Annotated in this window: 14 protein-coding genes; 7 read left to right on the top strand and 7 right to left on the bottom strand. The window is 47.0% G+C overall.

Translation table 11 applies throughout. From position 1 onward, the window contains the following. Positions 1–171 precede the first annotated feature (171 nt). Positions 172–642 carry an SMI1/KNR4 family protein gene (locus NOM90_RS02170; RefSeq protein ID WP_255939649.1) on the top strand — a complete coding sequence of 157 codons (471 nt, stop codon included), beginning with the start codon at positions 172–174 and terminating at the stop codon, positions 640–642. A gap of 80 nt (positions 643–722) precedes the next feature. Here the strand turns inward: NOM90_RS02170 and NOM90_RS02165 are convergent, their stop codons facing one another. After that, complete coding sequence (locus tag NOM90_RS02165; RefSeq protein WP_255939647.1) at positions 723–2,357, bottom strand: PucR family transcriptional regulator; 1,635 nt, start codon at positions 2,355–2,357, stop codon at positions 723–725. Positions 2,358–2,569: 212 nt separating this feature from the next. Between NOM90_RS02165 and NOM90_RS02160 the strand changes: the two genes are divergently transcribed. From NOM90_RS02160 to NOM90_RS02145, 4 genes are all read left to right on the top strand, one after another. After that, the gene (locus NOM90_RS02160) at positions 2,570–3,820 is read left to right on the top strand and encodes a pyridoxal-phosphate-dependent aminotransferase family protein (RefSeq protein WP_255939645.1); all 1,251 of its coding nucleotides are present in this window, start codon (positions 2,570–2,572) and stop codon (positions 3,818–3,820) included. A 115-nt stretch (positions 3,821–3,935) separates the two neighbouring features. Then, positions 3,936–5,267, top strand: coding sequence for a uracil/xanthine transporter (locus NOM90_RS02155; protein ID WP_255939643.1), 1,332 nt, complete (start codon positions 3,936–3,938; stop codon positions 5,265–5,267). Positions 5,268–5,489: 222 nt separating this feature from the next. Then, entirely contained in the window at positions 5,490–6,896 is a 1,407-nt protein-coding gene (locus tag NOM90_RS02150) for an NCS1 family transporter (RefSeq protein ID WP_255939641.1), read from the top strand. A gap of 17 nt (positions 6,897–6,913) precedes the next feature. Continuing rightward, positions 6,914–8,311, top strand: a complete 1,398-nt coding sequence (locus tag NOM90_RS02145) for an allantoinase (RefSeq protein WP_255939639.1) — start codon at positions 6,914–6,916, stop codon at positions 8,309–8,311. 95 nt (positions 8,312–8,406) lie between these two features. On the opposite strand, the gene uxaC is transcribed toward NOM90_RS02145, so the two are convergent. The 4 genes from uxaC to NOM90_RS02125 form a co-directional block, all read right to left on the bottom strand. Next, the gene (uxaC, locus tag NOM90_RS02140) at positions 8,407–9,846 is read right to left on the bottom strand and encodes a glucuronate isomerase (protein WP_255939637.1); all 1,440 of its coding nucleotides are present in this window, start codon (positions 9,844–9,846) and stop codon (positions 8,407–8,409) included. Further along, positions 9,843–11,330, bottom strand: coding sequence for a UxaA family hydrolase (locus tag NOM90_RS02135; protein ID WP_255939636.1), 1,488 nt, complete (start codon positions 11,328–11,330; stop codon positions 9,843–9,845). Before NOM90_RS02135 ends, uxaC begins: the two co-directional genes overlap by 4 nt. A gap of 12 nt (positions 11,331–11,342) precedes the next feature. Beyond that, entirely contained in the window at positions 11,343–12,764 is a 1,422-nt protein-coding gene (locus NOM90_RS02130; protein WP_255939635.1) for a tagaturonate reductase, read from the bottom strand. A gap of 113 nt (positions 12,765–12,877) precedes the next feature. After that, on the bottom strand, positions 12,878–13,885 hold the full coding sequence (locus NOM90_RS02125) for a LacI family DNA-binding transcriptional regulator (RefSeq protein WP_255939634.1): 1,008 nt from the start codon (positions 13,883–13,885) through the stop codon (positions 12,878–12,880). 125 nt (positions 13,886–14,010) lie between these two features. Here NOM90_RS02125 and NOM90_RS02120 point away from each other — a divergent pair, with 125 nt between their 5' ends. Both NOM90_RS02120 and NOM90_RS02115 read left to right on the top strand, forming a co-directional pair. Further along, a complete protein-coding gene (locus NOM90_RS02120) occupies positions 14,011–15,066 on the top strand; it encodes a LacI family DNA-binding transcriptional regulator (protein WP_255939632.1) in 1,056 nt (351 codons plus the stop codon). A gap of 24 nt (positions 15,067–15,090) precedes the next feature. Further along, on the top strand, positions 15,091–18,252 hold the full coding sequence (locus NOM90_RS02115) for an alpha-mannosidase (protein ID WP_255939630.1): 3,162 nt from the start codon (positions 15,091–15,093) through the stop codon (positions 18,250–18,252). A gap of 76 nt (positions 18,253–18,328) precedes the next feature. On the opposite strand, the gene NOM90_RS02110 is transcribed toward NOM90_RS02115, so the two are convergent. Together NOM90_RS02110 and NOM90_RS02105 are read right to left on the bottom strand one after the other, a co-directional pair. Continuing rightward, a complete protein-coding gene (locus tag NOM90_RS02110; protein ID WP_255939628.1) occupies positions 18,329–18,607 on the bottom strand; it encodes a DUF2653 family protein in 279 nt (92 codons plus the stop codon). Between the two features lie 3 nt (positions 18,608–18,610). After that, a complete protein-coding gene (locus NOM90_RS02105) occupies positions 18,611–19,069 on the bottom strand; it encodes a hypothetical protein (RefSeq protein ID WP_255939627.1) in 459 nt (152 codons plus the stop codon). Positions 19,070–19,139 lie beyond the last annotated feature (70 nt).

Raw genomic sequence — 19,139 nt, 5'->3', positions numbered from 1 at the left:
GTATACACTCCTTCACGTTCAAATATGCAAACCCTTATTTCTATTAAAACATAGTTGAAGGCTTTTTTGAATGTTTAGCGAGTTATACGACAAAAGCGTAACTATTTGTGTGCAAAAACCGTTTTTTAGAAGACGAAGGCAAAAGTGTAGTTTTGAAAGGGTGAATCTCTTGTGTATGAAGAATTAAGCAAAAGATTAGACGGATTTGCGGGAAGCAAACGTCTAACCGAAACTGAAAATCCGATTCAAACCGAATGGATTACCGAAGCCGAAGCCGAGTTAGGGTATCGTCTTCCGGATTCGTACCGATGGTGGCTTCAACATTTCGGAATGCTACGGATCGGCGGAACCGAAATTTTCACGCTTGCGCCGCCTGAATTCAAAGAAATGGCTCACGATGATTTGATCATTCAACATCGACTGGATACGGAGCAAGATTGGGTTCCCGAACATCGTTTGTATATTTTCAAGCCCGATGCCGATGAAGAGTTTTATTTTGATGTGTCTCAGCCTATTCGCGAATCCGATGTTCCTGTTGAATATCCGATTATGTTATTCACTCCTTTTGGAGCGGATGAAGAAATATATGCGGATAGTTTTGCAAGTTTTTTGGAACGGTTGCTGCAAGAGCGCGGACATTGATTCCTATACCCAAAAGATCGCCCCGAACCTAATCGATTCGGTGGCGATCTTTGGTATAGAAGCTAAAGTGGGCAATTGAATTAATTTTTCGACAAAGCGTCTTCCGGCAGCAAAGCTTTGATCCGAAAAGCCATACGCAGACGCAACGTTTCTTCCGGGTCTTTGAGACTTCTGCCGATAATTTCTTCGCATTTGTCTAATCGATAGATCACTGTGTTTCGGTGGATATACAGCCGCTTCGCAGTCTCGGCAAGCTGGCAATGCGTTTCCATATAGACGGATAACGTCTGAAGGAGCATCTGATGGTCTTTGAGGGTCTCGTCGGTAAATCCTTGCATCGTATCGGTATAAAATTTACGCAAATGTTCAAACGGAATCATCCGCAAAATTTCGGGAACTTCTTTGGGTTGATACATTTCGATAAATCGCTTTTTGCCTGCGATGCCTCCAAAATAAAGAGCTTCGTTCGCTTCTTTATACGAAATCGGCACATGGGCAAGCGGCTGCGCATAACTGCTAAATCCAAGAGAAAGATCCGAACCGTAATGCGTCGCGATTTTGCGTTGTAGTCTTTCTAGCAGAGACATAAATGTCGGCTCGACCGTTTTCCAATCTTCGGTTAACGGCATCAGCAGTACATAAGCGCGGTCATGCGTGAACAGATGCAGCGGGTGGCGGAAATTCATCAATTCAGCTTCGAGATGTTCCGCGATTCGATCTTGTTCCGCTTTGTACTGAACGAAAGAAGTAGTTTTATCGATCCCATCGACTTTTGCCACGGCACAAATATAACGTTGATCGCCGGATAGTCCGAACTCTCGACCACGGCTGGCAATCTCTTCACTACCGGAAAAAGCACCTCCAATAAAATTGGCGAAAAAGTCATTTTTGATCCGGCGACGATTTTGCTTGAGCGCATTTTCTTTCATTAATTCAAAAGCGATCACATTCGTTGCTTGTTCCACAGTCAAAATTACCGAACTTTCGGAGAACGGAATTAACCCTTCGATACATAAATAATGAAGTTGCCGATGTGTGTATACAGGGAACAGCGTCAACGTTTCTTTTTCGCCGTCGCGCATTGTAAAAGCCGAGCAGATCGAAGAAGAAGCTAAAAACTGTCCGCCTTCGGACAGTAACGCTTCTAATTTTGCTGCGGTCGAAGAATGTGTAAATTGCCCCGAGATCGGCTGTAGGTAAGGGCCTAGAAGTAAAACCGGAAGATGCAGCAATGTCGATAATTGATCCAATAATTTAGGAATCCCTTGTCCGCTCATAATTTGCTGGGTGAATTGCCGGTGAGTCTGCATCGCATTATGAAGTTCGGTTGTCCGCATATCAAGGATATGACTCAGCGATTTGTTGACAATATCACCAAGTGAAGTATTGGGAGGAAGTTCAAGCAGTGGCAGATTCAACTTGTTGGCAAGCTGCACCGCTGAAGGCGGGATACTGCCCAAGTATCGTTTGCTTTTGATTCCGAGTGCCGCACATCCTTGAGCGCTCATCCCGCGAATCAAGTCGAGTAGGCTCGAAAGATCGTCTTTTAAATGAAAAGCGGTTGTAATCAGCAGCTCGTTTGATTTTAAATAAGGCATAATATCCGGAGCATCCATCATATTGACCGTATAGACTTCGCAATTTAACCCTTGTTCTCCGGCTACAATGACCGTTTCGTCAAATACGGGGAGTTTTAACAGCTCGTTAAGTTTCATTATTTTCGTGCCCCTTTGGTTAACATGTACAATGAGTCTTTCAATTCTTCTACAATTCCGTGAATGATTTCAAGGTTGTTTTATTCTACAATTAATCAATCGTATTTGCCAAGTCATTTAAACTAACATTGGTCGAAAAGCGAATCACACGATATCGTTAGAAAATTGCGGCAAGAGGGATAGACGGAAATCATTTGAGGAGGCGTTAAAAGATGACGAAGTATCGCGAAATTCATGCACCTTTGAGAACGATTATGACTCCAGGACCGGTAGAAGCTGACCCTAGAGTGCTTCGAGCAATGTCGACGCCGATTCTTGGACAATTCGATCCAGAGTTCACGCGCATGATGAATGAGACGATGGAAATGCTGCGCGAGACGTTCCAGACGAGCAACCAATGGGCTTTTCCTGTAGACGGGACATCGCGTTCCGGGCTTGAAGCAGTATTATGCAGCCTGATCGAGCCTGGAGACAAAGTATTGATTCCGATCTTTGGTCGATTTGGACATCTGCTGACCGAAATTTCCGAGCGTAATGGTGCTGAAGTGCATTTCATGCAATGTACATGGGGAGAAGTGTTCGATCAGCAAGCGGTTATCGACGAAGTGAAACGGATTCAACCGAAGATTTTGGCAATCGTGCACGGAGAGACTTCGACCGGATGTATGCAACCGCTGGATCGGATCGGCCCGGCTTGCCGCGAACTCGGCGTATTGACAGTCGTGGACGCTGTAGCTTCGATAGGCGGTGCTCCGGTCAAAGTCGACGAATGGCAGCTCGATGCTGTAATCGGGGGCACGCAAAAATGCATTTCGGTTCCTTCCGGCATGGCGCCTGTCACGTACAACGAACGCGTAGAACGCATTTTGCAAAGTCGCAAAAAAGTAGAACGTGGCGTCGCGCAAGAAAGCGATATTCGAGAAGTTGCTCATCCGATTCGAAGCAACTACTTCGACTTGAGCCAATTGCAAGATTACTGGGGACCTCGCCGATTGAATCACCATACCGAAGCGACTTCGATGCTCTATGCACTGCGTGAAGGTCTGCGTATTATGTTGGAAGAAGGATTGGAAGAACGTTTTGAGCGACACAAACTTCACGAAAAAGCGTTAATGGCAGGAATTCGCGAGATGGGTCTGGAATTATTTAATGACTTCGCTTGGAAACTTCCGGTTGTTACTTGTGTGAAAATTCCGGCAGGCATCGACGGTGAATCGGTTCGCAGTATGCTGCTTAATCAATTCGGGATCGAGATCGCAAGTTCGTTCGGACCGCTGCATGGTCAAATTTGGCGGATTGGCACGATGGGTTACAGTTGCCGCAAAGAAAACGTGTTATTTGTACTGGCTGCACTTGAAGCGGTATTGATTCGCCACCGCGCACCGATCGTCGTCGGACGCGGCGTTCAAGGAGCGCTTGATGTGTATGAAGAGGTTGAAGCCGGCGTTTTGACTTCATCTTAATTAAGACTAAGCGAGGATTCCGAGCAATACGGAATCCTTTTGCGCAAGTCGTATTTTTTGTAACTTCTCGCTTTGCTACGACGATGCGGAGAAGTTCTAAACGGAAGGTGAAGCCATGCGAGATACGTTAACGTTAAAATCAGGGTTGGCAGGGCTTCAATGGTTATTTTTTCTTTTTACGAACACGATGATTATTCCTCTTACCGTAGGCGTCGCTTTTGGGCTTCCGCAAGATAATATTCAGTTTTTACTTCAATGTTCGTTTGTTCTGACGGGATTGGCTTGTGTCTTTCAATCTCTATTCGGACACCATCGAGCGATCATGGAAGGGCAGTCCGGTTTATGGTGGGGCGTGATTTTAAGTTTGTGCGCATCCGCGCCGTCGCTTGGCATTTCTTTGTCTCAACTGGGATGGAGTTTGGCTGTCGGAATTATGATTTCCGGGATCTTAACGATTTTGATCGGACTATTCGGATTATCGGGAATGTTGGCAAAATTGTTCAGCCCCGGCGTTATGGCAGTGTTTATGTTTTTGCTAGGGTGCCGGTTGAATATTATTTTTTTGCAGGGGATGTTCGGAATCTCGGCAGGGCCTTCGGCAGCCACCGCGCAGATCCGTCCTGAAGTATTCGGCTTAGCGGCAACGGTCGCTATTTTTGTCGCGGTATTATCGGTCAAAGCTAGACCTGCGATTGCACAATACGCCTTATTGATCGGAACGCTCGGAGGATGGGGTCTGCATGTGTTGTTTTTCGGATGGAATGCTGCGGCAGTCGCGAAGTCTTCGGTCGGAGAAACGATGGAGATCGGGCTTTTTCCTTTTGGAGGCGCGCAAAACGGGTTAGATGCCGGGGTTGTCATTATTGCGGTAATCGCTGGGCTTATTAATACGTCCAATACATTCGGTGCTTTGAAAGGTACAGATCTGATCTACGGGCAAGAAGCTTCGCCTCGGCAATATCGGCGTTCGTTTACGATCAGTGGCGCGTTAACCGTATTGTCTGGCCCTTTGGGGATGGTTCCGTACGCGCCGTATGTATCTTCGATCGGATTTTTGGAACAGACTCGGATTCGGGAACGATTGCCTTTCATTATAGGGGGATTGTTGTTTGCGCTAATTGGCGTGATTCCGTCTGTGAGTGGCGTATTAACGCATTTGCCTCTAAGTATCGGAAGTGCGGTCTTATTCGTTACTTATATGCGACTGCTGGGATCTTCTTTGCATTACTTTGGACAGATCAAGATGAACACGGCAAATCTATACCGAACTGCGGCGCCGCTTTTTGGCGGAGTGATTATTATGGGGTTTCCTTCTACCTATTTCGCTTCGTTGCCGCCTTTGTTGCGACCGCTTTTCGGCAATGGATTATTGGACGGGATTTTACTCGCTTTGATTTTAGATCGGTTGCGATTTGGCACGCGTGAACGAAGGTCGGATACCCGCTAACTTGTCAGAGTCATGTTATCTATTTTTGTTCATTATCAACAGAGAAGTGTTTCATAATTTACGTTTTTGCTAATGAAATGCGAAATCAAGCTGATACAATAAGAAATACAAAGTATTGAGTTAGATAATATAACATCTGGCGAAGACATAATCTAACTGCGAGTCTGATCGGTATCCGATCTGGATGAAGGAAAGCAACCAAAAAGAGGGAGTGGAGCGAATATGTCGACGAATTTGGCGGGGAAAGTAACGGAGGAACCACAAGTACAAGGGGCAACGACTGTAGATGAATCGCTGCGACCGAAACCAGATCAAGACCGCAACGTCGGTCCAATCGCTTATATGTTTATGTGGATCGGCGACGGCGTCAATTTGGGGAATATGACGTTGGGGGCAAGCCTGATCGCAGTTGGTGTTGCCACATTGAATGCGTTTCAGACGTTCGTCGCGGCGATCTTGGCAATCGGTATTATTTCAGTTGTTTTTGCACTGAATGACCGTTTCGGTTATCGTACGGGTATTCCGTATGTCGTTCAGCTTCGGATGTCTTTCGGGATCAAAGGTTCGATCATTTCTTCTTTCCTTCGCGGCGTGCCGGCAATCGTCTGGTACGGGTTCCAGAGTTGGGTCGGCGGTACGGCTTTAAACGAAATCGCCAAAGTGCTTAGCGGCGGCGCGTTCGACAGCGTTCCTATCTGTTTCGTCGTGTTACAAGCGCTCCAGATCGTTCTTTCCTTATATGGTTTCCATGCGATCAAATGGGTAGAGACACTCGCTTCGGTCGTGATTATGTTGGCTCTCGTCTACGTATTCGGCGTATTGCTCAATTCGCATAGCGCAGCAATCACGGATGTATGGGTGAACGCAAAAGGCACATGGGGGCTTCCGTTCTTCGCTTTCATCATGGTATTCCTCGGCAACTATGCGGCAATCTTCCTGAGCGCGGCGGATTACTCCCGAGAATTGAAATCAGGGATTAGCGATAAAAAACGCAGCGCTTTGTACTTTGTTCCGATCGTGATCGCGTATGGCTTCGTATTGACAATCGGCGCGATGATGGCAGCGGCAACAGGCATTTCGAATCCAGTTAAAGCTTTTGCGGTTATTGTGGATAATCCTTATATCACGGTAGCGGTATCGGCCTTTATCGTCATTGGTGCTGTTGCTGTAAACATGGTCGCAAATATCGTACCTCCCGCTTACGTCATCTCGCTCGTAACAAAATTGAAGTACAAAGCTTCGGTTGTGATCACTGGCTTGCTAGCATTATGTTCATTCCCATGGGTCTTGGTACAAGATTCGTCGGCGCAAGGTCTGAATACGTTTATCTTGATCTATTCGGCTTTCCTTGGTCCAATCGTAGCGATCTTACTGGTTGATTATTATGTGCTTCGCAAACAAAAAGTAGATACAGCCGAGCTTTACGAAGAAAATGGTGCGTTCAAAGGATACAATCTGAGTGCGATCCTAGCGATGTTGATCGGAGCAGGCGCTGCGTTTGTTCTCGTTGATATTGGCTGGATTATCGGATTCGTTGCCGCTTCGATTGCTTACGTATTGCTGAGCAAATATGCGTTTAAGACATCTTCGTTCAAAAAAGGAACCATCTATGATTCTTCAGCAAAATAACTAAAGGAGTGACCGATATGCAAAAGTTTGATCTGATCGTACGCGGCGGCAGTGTTGTACTGCCGACTGGCGTTGCGCAAGCAGATATTGGCATCGTGAACGGAAAGATTGCAGCGATTGCCGATCATCTGGAAGGCGAAGCCGCCGAACAATGGGATGCGGCAGGGCAACATGTACTGCCGGGTATGATTGATGTACACGTACATTTCAGTGAGCCAGGACGTGAACATTGGGAAGGCTTTACGACTGGATCTTCCATGATGGCAGCAGGCGGATGTACGACCTTTTTCGATATGCCGCTTAACGGGATTCCTTCGACAGTTACCGAAGACGCTTTGCTCGACAAAGCTCGTTTGGGCAATGAAAAATCGCTTGTCGATTTTGGACTGTGGGGCGGACTCGTTCCGGGCAACGAAGACGATCTGGCACCGTTGGCGGAAGGCGGAGTGATCGGGTTTAAAGCCTTTTTGTCAACTACAGGCAATAAAGAATTTGAAGCGGTAGACGAAATGACACTGCTGACCGGTATGAAAAAAATCGCGGCACTCGGCAAAATTTTGGCGCTCCATTCCGAAAGTGCAGCGATTACGAATTGGCTCAAAGCTGAAAAAGAAGCGGCTGGATTATTCAGTGCTGACGATTACCTGGAGACGCGTCCGATTATTGCCGAAGTGGAAGCGGTAGAGCGTGCGTTGTATTATTCAGAAATTACAGGCTGTGCGTTACATTTCGTGCATATCAGCTCGGCACAAGCCGTAGCGAAGATTGAAGCGGCAAAAGCTCGCGGTATGAATGTGACCGTAGAGACTTGTGCGCATTACTTATTGTTCAATCATGATGATCTGCGTGAAAAAGGAGCGATTGCGAAATGCGCGCCTCCGCTTCGCGAAGCAGAGGAGCAGAAGCGGCTGATTGCTTTGCTTGCCGACGGCAAGTTCGATATGCTGACTTCGGATCATTCGCCTTGTCCGTATGATATGAAAGATCCTAAAGACTTTAATCTTTTCCAAGCTTGGGGTGGGATCAGTGGCGGACAATTCACGCTTCTTGCCGCTTTGGAACTGGCGCTTGCCCATGAGATTCCGCTTGAAAAGATTGCGGCTTGGACATCTTCCAATCCCGCAGAGCGTTTTGATCTAGCTGACCGCAAAGGAACGATTGCAATCGGAATGGATGCCGATCTGGCTATTGTTGATTTGACTAAATCGTTCACCGTTACACCAGAAAACTATTACGCGAAGCATAAAGAAAGTCTGTATATCGGTCATACTTTCCCATGTAGTGTAATTGGAACGGTCGTTCGCGGTCATATTGTGGTACGTAACGGCGAGGTTGCAACGATTGCTGCTGAAGGCAGCTGGCAAAAACCAGCTGGGCTTGAGTCGGCTACAGAGCAACTATCGGCTCAGTCATAGAGTATAGGAAGTTTTGAAGAAAATGAGGTAAAGCCCGATTCTCCACACTTGCGGAGAATCGGGCTTTTTTATAGACAAGCGATACATTTGAAAAGTTAGATCGATTCAGGCTGACGCTCGAATCCGAAATAGTCCGTGGCATTACGGTACGCAATATTTTGCACGATCGCACCTAACTCTTGTAGATCGTCAGGAGCTTCGCCGCGCTCAGCCAACTCACCGATCCATTCGCATAGCACGCGCCGGAAATATTCGTGACGCGTATAAGAAAGGAAGCTGCGCGAATCCGTCAACATTCCGACAAATCGCGGAAGCAGACTATTGTTGGCAAGCAGCGTCAATTGATGACGCATGCCATCACGCGTATCGTTATACCACCAACCGGAACCCAGCTGCATTTTGCCAGGCGTATCTTGCTGATAACATCCCATTAGCGCAAGTAATGCCGGATAATCGCCGGGATTCAGCGAGTAGAGAATGGTTTTCGGCAAGCCGGAAGATTGCTGGGCACGATCCAGTAGAGATGATAAAGCTTGCGCAATCGGTCGATCATTGATCGAATCGTATCCCGTATCTGGACCGAGTTTTTGGAACATTGGCGTATTTCGGTTGCGATAAGCATGGATGTGCAGCTGCATCGTCCAACCTTGCTTCTGATACATCCCGATTAATCGCACCAACAGTTCAGTACGATAAGCCGCAATTTCAAGCTCGCTTAACGTCTCACCGTTTAATCGCTTACTATAGATGTTTTCAACTTCTTCGATAGTAGCCGCTTCATAATGCAACGTGTCCAACGCATGATCGGATAATCTTCCGCCATGAGCGTGGAAAAATTCGACCCGTTCACTTAATAACTCGACGAGTTCAACAAACGAAGACGCTGTACGCCCGCATACATCCGCAAGTCGGCTTAACCAATTTTCAAACCCTGCTGCATGGATATTGAGGGCTTGATCCGGACGGAAAGTCGGATAGACCGAGAAGCGATCTTCTTCTTTCGCAAGCTGTTGGTGATATCGCAGATCGTCGGCAGGATCATCGGTCGTGCATACGATTTTGACCCCGGAACTTACAATCAGACCTCGGCGAGTAAAATCGGCTTGCTGTAATTTGTTTTTGGCTTGTTCCCAGATTTCAGGAGCCGTATGGGTATTCAACGTTGAATGAATATCGAAAAAGCGACGCAGTTCCAGATGTGTCCAACTGTATAACGGATTCCCTACAGTCTGAGGAACAGTCTCTGCCCAAGCGAAAAATCGATCATAACTGGAAGCTTCGCCCGTAATTCGTTCTTCGTCGATTCCGTTTGCGCGCATTAGACGCCATTTGTAATGGTCACCTTTTAACCAAGCCTCGGTCAGATCGGCAAAAGGACGGTCTTCATAGATTTCTTGTGGATCAAGATGACAATGGTAATCGATGATCGGCATATTTTTGGCATAATCATGAAACAGAGTCACAGCGGTATCGGTAGAAAGCAGAAAGTTATCGTTGAGAAAACCGCTTTTTCCACGCGGCGTTTGTGTACTCATAATGTTACCCCCGTTTTGAAGATCGCCAGTTCGCGGACCTGATTTTCTTCGTTGCGTGTTTTGCGTCCGCTTGCGACTTCGATCAGGTACGTAATGAACTGTTCTAACACTTCTTCCATCGGTTGCTCCAGCAAAGGGCCCGCGTTGAAATCCATCCAATGTCCTTTTTTAGCAAAAAGTTCGTTGTTCGTCGCAATTTTCACGGTTGGAACAAAGCTGCCGAACGGTGTACCGCGACCTGTCGTGAAAAGAACCATCTGGCAATCGGACGCCGCCAATGCGGATGATGCAACCAGATCATTACCCGGTGCCTGCAACAAACTCAGCCCTTTTTTACGTAATTTTTGACCGTATTTCAAGACATCGACAACAGGAGAACTCCCTGCTTTTTGCGTACATCCCAGTGATTTATCTTCCAAGGTACTGATCCCGCCTGCTTTATTACCCGGTGAAGGATTTTCGTAGACGACTTCGCCATGCGACAAAAAATATTGCTTGAAGTCGTTAATAAGCCAGACAATATCGGTGAATACTTCTTTGTTTTCTGCACGTGCCATCAGCATTTTTTCTGCGCCAAACATTTCGGGTACCTCGGTAAGGATGGTACTGCCGCCTTGACCGATCAGGAAGTCAGAAAATGCACCGAGCAGCGGATTTGCGGTAATACCCGAAAAACCGTCGGAACCGCCACATTTCAAACCGATATTGAGTTCGCTGAGGGGTACAGGTTCGCGTCTGTCATCAATTGCGGCTTCGTATAGTTCTTCCAGTAACTCTAACCCTGCTTCGAGTTCGTCGCCGACATCTTGAGCCACCAAAAACTTCACGCGAGATTCGTCGAATTCACCTAACATCTGCTTGAATTCGGCGACAATATTGTTTTCGCAACCGAGCCCAAATACCAAGACGCCGCCTGCATTCGGATGATGCACCGCATCCATCAAAATATCGCGTGTCATTCGGTGATCATCGCCAAGTTGCGAACAGCCATACGGATGCTTCAGCACAGTGATATTGTCGAACACGCTAGAATCGGCGTGCATCGCTTTAAAAGCCGACACCATCTGTTCCGCGATTCCGTTGACACATCCAACTGTCGGAACGAGGAACAGATCGTTACGGATCCCGACTTTACCATTGCTGCGGCGATATCCGTCGAATGTCAGATCTCGCTGCGCGTAAAAAATCGGATGTAACTCAGGCTCGTATTGATACTCTTCTTCACCGGCAAGTGTCGTCTTGATATTGTGAGTATGAATCCATTCGCCGATCTGAATGTCTTCGGCGGCATATCCGATCGGTGCACCGTATTTCATAACGATTTCACCAGCCGGAATAGGCGCCAATGCAATTTTGTGACCTTGAGGGACATCGTGAATACTGATTAATTTAGTTTGATCGATATGCAGCGATTCACCTGTTGCCAAAGGACGCAAAGCGACAGCGACATTATCACGCGGATTCATTTTCATCAAAGTACGCATATAAGATTCCTCCTAATTAGATACGTTCAGCAGATGGATAGGCGACGAAGATTCTAACTCTTTTAGATGATGCCGCAATCGCTCAGCAAGACCGGGTACCGTATTTAAGTCCAATCCCCACAAAGCAGTCTCGCTTAAAATCGAAGAAACAAACGAAGAGGAATCTCCATCAGACGTAGCTCGGTCGAAAATTTCCAATACAGCAGCTTCGTCTTGGCGCTGACTTGGATTAGATTGATAACTATGCAGCAACGCGGCAAAAGCAAAAGTGATTCGTGCCGGAAGTTCGCTACGTTTTTGAGCAAAAGAGAGCAAAATCGGAAGCAGACGAGCTTTGAATTTGGAAATACTGTTTAGCGAAATCGAACGTAGTTCATGACGGATATACGGATTGCGGAATCGATCCCAGACGTCTTTGGCATAATCGCGAAGTTCATCAGCCGGAAGGTCGAGCATCGGAATCAATTCATGTTGAATCATGTCTTGCAAAAATGCCGACAATGTGTGATCGTTCACGACTTCTTCTACTGTGTCTAGCCCAGACAGTAGCCCCAGCGGAACCATCGCGGTATGCGGCCCGTTCAGCAGATGGACTTTGCGTTCCCGGTACGGCGTCATATCCGGTACGATTATCACATTCAATCCAGCTTGAATCAGCGGCAATTGTTGCGATACTTCTTGTGGACCTTCGATGACCCAGAGCATATATGGTTCAGCGCTGACAGCCAATTTGTCCGAATAGTTTAGCCGTTGCTGTAATTCCGTTTCCGATTGATTCGGATAACCCGGTACAATTCGGTCAACCATACTGCAACAAAATGTATTATCGGTATTCAACCATGAAATAAATTCGGAGCCTAATTGCCAATCTTCCGCATGCTTCTGTACAATCTCAAGCAATTTTTCGCCATTTCGATCGATTAACTCGCAAGGAATGATCGTAAATCCCGGTTTTTTTAGCGTATAACGTCGATAGAGCAGCGCAGCTAATTTTGCCGGGAAGTAGTCGGGAGCTTCTGTTGTCGGCATAGGTTCCGGTTGATAAACGATCCCGGCTTCTGTTGTATTGGATACGATAACCGATAGTTGTTCGTCTTCCGCGAGCTTGAGGTATGCTTCATAATCCAATGCTGGATTGAGCAGACGGCTCAAGCTTGAGACTAGCTCAACTTTATTAACCGATTGTCCATTTTCAATGCCATTCAGTAACACGGTGAATAAATGATCTTGCTCTGCAAAAGTCGGATCTATTTTTTTGGAGAAAGCTTGCACGAGAACGGCACTGCCTTGAAAAAGACCTTGATCATTCATTTGTTGCAGCTGCCAGTCAACGAAAGCGCGCATAAAGTTACCGCCGCCGAATTGAATAACTTTTTCCGGATAACGAGTTAAGTCTGGGAATAGAGCAGCAGAAAGTTGAGGTACAGGAGTCATGCGGAAAGCTCCTTTGATAGTGGATTTTTATATCTAATTGCACACGTGAACATTTTGTGTAAAAAGAGATTCACCCGAAGGTGAAAGTGAGACTGAAATCTAGTTAAAGTCGATTATCGATGTTCAGCAAGCTTAGAGACCGATCGGCGCTGCACAAGTGTGCTTCCTAGTAAACGTTGCACAGGCAAGGTTTGCGGATATTGAAGTCGTTCCAACAACAATCTCGTACCTTCTTCTGCAATCTCGGATACCGATTTATGAATCGTAGTCAGCGGAGGATTGGTATAGGAAGCGAACGTCATATCATCAAATCCGATCAACGAAATTTCATTAGGAATCTGTACGCCCCGATCAAAACACGCATTCATCGCACCAATTGCCATATCGTCATTCCCGCAAAAAACAGCGGTCGGACGTTCTTGCAAATCAAGCAGCTGATTCATGGCGGTATAGCCGCTCTCAATACTATAATCGCCTTGCACAAAATAAGTCGGATTCGGCGTTAACCCATGAGCCATCAGGCTATCCATATATCCAAGTTTACGCTCGGAAGAGGATTTGAATCCGGCTTTTCCTTCGATCATCGCGACTAATCGGTGCCCGCATTCAAAAGCGTAATCGGCTGCGGCTTTGCCGCCTACACGATCATCCGAAGCTACGTTACAAATCGAAGGATCTTCTAATTGACGATTCAACACAACGAGCGGAATGCCGGCAGATTGTACATGATAGATAAAACGATTATCCCATTCGCTTTGACTCATCACCAAAATCCCATCGTAACGCCGAGGGTCGATATAATCCATGCTGCTGGAATCATCAATGCCGCTCACCGTCAACATATACATGTTGCCTAGTTGTTTGCGGATTCCTTTAAGCGCATCGGCTAGAAAACTGGAAGAAGTGCCTTGCTCGATACTTGAAAAAAACAATCCGATTGTATTCGATTTACGCGTAACCAAATTTTTGGCGCTGTAATTAGGCATATAATTCATATCCGAAGCGATCTTGGCGATTCGTTCGCGTGTATCTGGCTTGATTAACGGGCTACCGTTTAAAGCTCTGGAAACCGTAGTATGCGAGACGCCAGCAACTTTTGCGATGTCTTTGATCGTAATCATCCGTATTCGCTCCTGACTTCAAATGTTAACGTTTTCATCATAAAAGGAGAGATGCTTTTTGTCAATGTACAGAAAAGACTATACAGCTTGTATAACACGTGTTATATTCGATTCGAGGTGTACCTATGAACAAAAGATCAAGCAGTCCCAAACGAACAACCAGTCAAGACGTAGCCAAACGCGCCGGGGTTTCTCGTAGCGTCGTATCGGCGGTGTTGAATGGCACGCCGGGGATCGGAGTCAGTCAGCAGACGAGAGATAAGGTATTGGCGGCGATTCAAGAATTGGATTATCACGTAGATTCCAGAGCACGCGGGATGAAAACGGGACGGAGTATGACACTTGCGGCGTTTGGCGACACTTCTCATCCTCTTTTTATGCGGATGCTAGAGGGGATGCAGCGTGCGAGCGAACAAGAAGGGTATCATCTATTGCTCAGTTCTCCGAGCCGTGGTCCAGCAGGCGAATCACGAGAAGAATTATTGGAATTGTATCAGCAGCGGCGAATCGACGGGATCGTTACTTTAGATGATACCAGCTATGCCGATACAGATTGGGCAGCAAAAGTAAAAAATAGCGGCGCTGCGTATGTCTCGGTCGAAGGTTATGCCGAAGATGAAAGGGTGCACTCGGTTCATGCCAATTACCGCGAAAGTATTCAAGCGGCGCTGGAATACTTATGGAATCCTGTTAGCTTCACTCATACCGCTCCCGAATATGCGGAAGTGTTCAGCTTGTCGCATGAAGGCATCGTCAACTGGGCAGAACAGCAGCGCCGGTTAGGTTATGAAGAATGGTGCAGCGAAAAAGGATTAACCCCTAATATTTCTCGGCATAAACAAGAAGAAGGAAAAGTCGATTGGCACGAATGGTGTCAAGACCGAATAGCTCAGCAGTCCGCGGCACCGGTGTTAGTTAACTGGTCAAGCGCAGTTCCTAATCTTCAGCGTGCAGCACACTCATTTGGATTGCGGTTAGGTCAAGATTTGCTTGTAATGGCAGCGGACAATACGATCCAGGGCGATGTGCTTAGCGTACCGACTTTGAGCTGTGTAGAAATCCCTTATATCGAAATGGGCGAAGCCGCTGTGCGGCAAGTATTGAAGCAAGTACGTGAACCCGAAATAGCACCTTCTAAAGTATGGCTTCCCGCGATCTTAAAACCGGGCGAAAGTGCTTAACTCCAAAAAGAAGAGGTGGCATAGATGTTTTCGACAGAAGAAAAATTGGCAAAGCGAATCACGGAATTAGAACCTTATCGGTACCGCGATAGTATCGAGCTTAATGAATGGGCAGGGTTGGAAGACGAAGAAGGAGCAAATGGAGCTTATCCGCCTGCTTCTTTCAAAACAGGTCGAACCTACAACGTGGGCGACCATTGGAGCGGAAGGGATCGGTATTTGTGGTTACAGCGAAGTATCGATATTCCGGCAGAATGGACAGGTCGGCGGATCGTTGGGTTGTTTGATTTCGGTCGTACCGGAGACTTTTACAATAGCGGATTTGAATCGTTGCTGTTCATCGACGGGCATCCGTATCAAGGCGTAGATTCCAATCATTTGGAAGTGTTTTTGGAAGCCGATGCGGTAGGACGGACGTTTGATTTTTCTTTTCGTCTATGGTCGGGATTAGAAGGCGGCGGCCTGCCGAAGCTGCAAGAACATGTGATTGGATTCGCAAAACTGACATGGCTTGATGAGTCGGCAGACAATCTGTATTATACGGCGCGTGCGGTGCTTGGCGTTTACCGGGAGTTGCCGGACAATCATGCGTTAAAGCCGCAACTATTGGCAATGCTTGATAAGTCGATTCGTTTGGTGGATTGGTCGAAACCGGGAAGTGCTGCTTTTTATGAAAGTGCTCAAGAGGCGGATCGTGATCTGGAGCAACGAATCAGTCAGCTTGAACGTCATCCGCACCCCGTGCAGGTTACAGCAGTCGGGCATACGCATATCGACGTGGCATGGATGTGGCGACTAACGCATACTCGCGAAAAAGCGGCACGTTCTTTCTCTACGGTACTGCGCTTGATGCGTCAGTTCCCGGAATATGTATTTTTGCAGACCCAACCTCAGCTTTACGATTATATCAAGCAAGATTACCCGGAACTATACACGCAAATCGCAGAAAAAGTACAAGAAGGGCGCTGGGAAGCGGGCGGTGCGATGTGGCTTGAAGCGGACTGTAACCTGACGAGCGGCGAATCTTTAGTACGGCAAATCTTGTACGGCACGCAATTTTTCCGTGAAGAATTCGGCGTCGAGTGCAAGCACTTATGGTTACCGGACGTATTCGGATATAGTTGGGCATTGCCGCAAATTTTGCGTAAATCCGGTATTGAGACTTTTATGACGACCAAATTAGGTTGGAACCAATATAACAAAATGCCGCATGATACGTTTTATTGGAGAGGGATCGATGGTAGTGAAGTGTTGACGCACTTTATTACGACAAGAGCGAAGCCACTATCTCAAGGAATTACATACAATGGCGTGATCGAGGCGTTCTCCGTGCAAGGAATTTGGGATCTGTATCTCGATAAGAACCTGAACCAAGAATTGCTGCTGGCTTATGGCTACGGCGACGGGGGCGGCGGGGTCAATCGCGATATGCTCGAAATGCGTAGACGTCTCGATAACCTGCCAGGCATTCCGAGTGTGAAGCCGGGACGTGCTGACGATTACTTCGGTCGCTTGAACGAAACGATCTCCAATACCGAAGAATACGTGCATACATGGGACGGCGAATTGTACTTAGAAACGCACCGAGGGACATACACGAGCCAAGCACATAACAAAAAAATGAATCGCAAATTGGAACTGGATTACCGGACAGCTGAGTGGTTGCAAATTTTAGCGGCAGCAGAAAAAGGCAGCCTGAACGATTACCCGGCAGAACGTCTGCTTGAAGGCTGGAAAATCGTCCTTCGCAATCAGTTCCACGATATTATTCCGGGATCGGGCATTCGTGAAGTGTACGAAGATTCTCGTTTGGAATATGAAGAAGCGAAGCAGATCGTAGACTCCGTTATAGAAGAAGCCGCAGCCGCATTAATTCCTGGTTCTGCTTCTAATCAGGGGGTACACGCTCAAAATGCGCAGGCATACACGTTGTTTAGCGGAGCCTTTTTCACTTATGAAGGGCTTGTACAGATCCGAACGGATACGGCGGAGAATCAATCTTGGAGCGACTATCAAGGACAACCTCTGCGTGCTCAACGTTTGTCGGAGCAAGAGTGGTTGGTTGAAGTTCCCGAATTGACTTCGCTTGGTGCGACAGTGATTTATGCGACTCCCGCTACGCAGCCCGTAGAAGCTCAATCGCCATTCGTATGGAAAGAGAATCAATTAACGACGCCTTTTTATATTCTGGAATGGAATGCTTCGGGGCAATTGCAACGGATTTTCGACCGTGAAGCCAAGCGCGAAGTGTTAAAAGAAGGCGAGCCCGGCAACGTCTTGCAAGTGTTCGAAGATAAACCGATGGAATACGATGCTTGGAATATCGATATTGAATACTTAGAGAAAAGCCGCTACATCACCGATCTGATTTCGACAGAAGTCATCCAAAACGGTGAATTGTCCACAACGGTGCAAATTAAATGGAAGTACATGGACTCTACGGTAACGCAGTCGATGACCTTATACGCTTCGCAGCGTCAGATTGAATTTGATACGACGGTCGATTGGCATGAACAACATCAGCTGCTTAAAGTCGCGTTCCCGGTATCGATCCGTTCGACCGAAGCGACTTACGATATTCAATTCGGCAATGTAAAAAGACCGACGCATTGGAATACAAGCTGGGATTATGCACGATTCGAGACAGTAGGGCATCAATGGGCGGATTTGTCCGAACGCGATTACGGCGTCAGCTTGCTCAATGATTGCAAATATGGCTACGATATTAAAGACCATGTGATGCGTCTTACCTTAATTAAATCTGCGACGGATCCAGACTGGAGTGCCGATCAAGGTATTCATACGTTCAACTATGCACTTCTTCCGCATGCGGGAGATTGGGTAGCCGGAGGCACGGCGGAGAAAGCTTGGGCACTCAATGATCAACCTCAGATTGTAAAAGGAGCCTACGAAGCTGGAGTCAATCGTTCGCTACTGCGTATGGACACGGCTGGTATCGCGATCGATGCGATCAAGCGCTCGGAGCAAGGGGATACTTGGATCATCCGTTTGCATGAATACACGGGTCGCCGCGTCGAAGTGAAGTTGTCTAGCGACTATGACGTATCTTCGTGGCAACTATGCGATCTGCTTGAGCGTCCTTTGGAAAAAGAAGTGACTGGGTCGGAGTATACGCAATTCTTCAAACCGTATGAGATCATTACGCTTCAAGTGAAGATGGGTTAATCTATTTATCCTATTCAAAAAAGAAGAACAAAAAAGCCGCTCGGCGCTAATGCAGCGTTCCGAGCAGCTTTTTTATTTATACGGCGATATGTGCAATAATTTCGTCCGTCAAATCCAACTGAATCTGATCTTGAAAAGCGCGAATCCCGTATTCTCGATCGACATAACGAGTGATCGCTTCAATAAGCGAACCTTCGTTAATATACCAATCGCGTCCCTGCACGGTAATATGAGCGCTATATCCGAGATCTTCGTCCCAAAGTAGTTCAACCATCACTTCAGTGGGCTTAATCACGCGTCTTTCCGCAATATTCAGGCATACGGCATTGATAATTTCGTCCATCGTCAGCTGCATTTTTTAGTAACGTCCTTCACGTTCGCGCGAACGGCGACGGTTTTCTTTCACCGAACGATAGACAGCGCGGATTACCACAAACAGCATATAGAGCACCAGAACGTTGACGATTAATCCGAGGATACCCCCAAGCGCCCCCATGTTAGCGAATAGGCTGCCGAATAACAGACCAGCGATACCGCCGAACAAGATACCGCGGAACAATGCGCCGCCGAATCCGCCGCGGTTGTTCGTATTGTTACGGTTATTCCGGTTCACTGTGCTATTGGATTGCGTATTTGAACGATTGCTTGAATTGTAGCTGTCTGTATTTTGCGACTTATTCGGTGTGCTTTGGTACGATCTAGGGCCTGAACTAAATCCGCCTCGACGTGCATCGGCTTGATCCGGTACGATCGCGGAAGCACCGAAGATGATCAGGAAAGACAAAAGAATGGAAAAGATTTTTTTGGATCGACTCATAATAAAAAAATTCCTCCTAATAAGGTGTGTTGGCAAGGTACGAAGTGCAGACTTCGTCCTTCTTTGACCT

The sequence above is a fragment of the Saccharibacillus sp. JS10 genome (assembly GCF_024436065.1).
Lineage (GTDB): Bacteria > Bacillota > Bacilli > Paenibacillales > Paenibacillaceae > Saccharibacillus.
Note: the sequence above shows the minus strand (reverse complement) of the source record. Positions and strands in the feature narration are given on the sequence as shown.